The 2049-nt window shown below is 60.9% G+C and carries 1 protein-coding gene; it reads right to left on the reverse strand.

What is annotated here, in order from left to right; translation table 11 throughout:
* Nucleotides 1-90 precede the first annotated feature (90 nt).
* Nucleotides 91-1344 (reverse strand): group II intron reverse transcriptase/maturase, encoded by a 1254-nt coding sequence (gene ltrA, locus ABZ656_RS57635; RefSeq protein WP_360280708.1) that lies wholly within the window; start codon nt 1342-1344, stop codon nt 91-93.
* Nucleotides 1345-2049: the final 705 nt, after the last annotated feature.

Below are 2049 nucleotides of genomic sequence, written 5' to 3' on the forward strand. Positions count from 1 at the left end.
GTCGGTCGGGTGGCCCGGGGGAATTTCGCCCCCGGGCTCCCACAGATCCCGGCGTGACAGTCTCCCGTCACCGGGCTCCTATTATCCTGGTCACCAGATCGAGTGGACCCATTTCCAGTGGGCGAAGAAGAGCGGGTACGCGGTGGTGACCTGCTTCCATCGCCGGTGGAACTTTTTGAAGGTCTTCAGCCGTCGGTATTTCTTGCGGACCCAGCGCATCAGGTAGTAGTTGATGCGCTTGAGGAGGGGGTACAACTCGGTGCGATAGAACGCACCGTAGTACTGCATCCAGCCGCGGATGATGGGGTTGAGCCATCGCGCGAACTCGCCGAGGGTGTAGCCGATGTGCATGTGGAGCCGCCAGGAGCGGACCTCCATGCTCATCTTCTTGAGGGCATCCTTGCTGGGCGCCGGAAGGAATGAGGTGAAGATCTTTCCGTTCCGGTCTCGCGCTGGACGACGCTGGAACGTGAAACCGAGGAAGGTGAACGACGTGGCCACGACACCGTCGTGGCGCCCGTCTCTTCCGCAGTACACGATCCGGGTCTTTGCCGGGTGCAGTTGCAGGCCGACCTCTTCCATCCTGTCCCCGATCGCCGTCAGGACCGCACGGGCCCGGCGTTCGGAATTGCAGTGCACGACTGCGTCATCTGCGTAACGTTCGAACTGGACATCCGAAAAGTTCCGGGAGAGCCACAGATCGAATGCATAGTGCAGAAACAGGTTCGCCAGCACGGGAGAAACCGCTGAGCCTTGTGGGGTTCCGCGGTCTCTCTGCCGCAAGGTGCCGTCGGGAAGTTGTAGTGGAGCGGCAAGCCACCGCTTCACATACAGCACGACCCACGCGGCATCGGCATGGGTTTCCACCGCCTTGATGACGAGGTCCCAGCGGACACTGTCGAAGAATTTGGAGACATCGAGATCGACGGCCCACTTCTTCTTCCAGCACCGCCGTCGGCAAGCTTCGACCGCGTTCAGAGCCGACCTGCCCGGCCGGTAGCTGTAGGAGTCCGGGTGGAACACCGGTTCCACACGCTTCTCCAGATGAGCGGCCACCACCGTCTGGGCAATTCTGTCCGCGACCGTGGGCACACCGAGCAAACGAACCCCGCCGCCATGTGACTTCGGGATTTCCACGCCTTTCACCGGAGGGGGAAAGTAGCTTCCCGAAGACATTCGGTTCCAGATCTTATAGAGGTTCCTCTTCAGATCCTTCTCGAACTCCTCGATCGTGCAGCCATCTACCCCCGGAGCACCCTGATTGGCCTTGACCTTCAGGTACGCCTCCCAGACCTCCGTCTTTGAGATCTCGAACGACTTGATCTGTGACTTCAGCTCGCCCACGCAGCTCCTCCCAGGGAACTCCTGGTTGACCGAACAAACGAACCACGGACAATCCGGCCCCTTCGCTCCGCTCCCACCGCGCCCAGCAGGATGTTCACCGCTACTACGAGCCGGTCCGCCAACACACTTCGCGTCGGTACTCAGTTCCTCACGGGTTGTCCGCTTGGAAGGCTCCCTTTCACAACACTGCTTGAAGAACGCAGAGTTGAGGCATCGAAGCGTGTCTTCCCACGTTCCGCACGAAAGCAGCAGACCAGATTCACGTCGCCTCCACGCCGGGCACCATCTGGCCAGTAAACGGGTTTCCGCCAGACTCATCCCGGGCCAAAAAGTAACACCCGGTTCTGATGCCATCTCATCAATAACGACGCGTCAACAGCGATCCCCTGCAAGGGGACTGCGCTCCGTCTCCCTGATCCCCACCTGACGCCTCACGGACGCCTTTTCCACAGTCGCTCACCACGGTCGCGTCACCGCTTCCGCAGCATGTGGCGGTTTGAAGCCTCCCCCCGCAGGGCGACTCCGAAGGGCCGAAAATCCTTCATCTCTCGTGCAGCACCGCGCTCAGCTACTCAACTACCTCAAGCAGCCTCCCGCGTTCGTGGCACACCTTTTTTCAGGATCTCGATCGTCTGCTGCTGTTCGCGGTTCTCCTTGCGCAGCCGCTTGAGCTCCTCGCGCTCGGCACTGGTCAACTCGCCGGGG

This window comes from Streptomyces sp. NPDC007095 (assembly GCF_040634475.1).
Classification (GTDB): Bacteria; Actinomycetota; Actinomycetes; order Streptomycetales; family Streptomycetaceae; genus Streptomyces.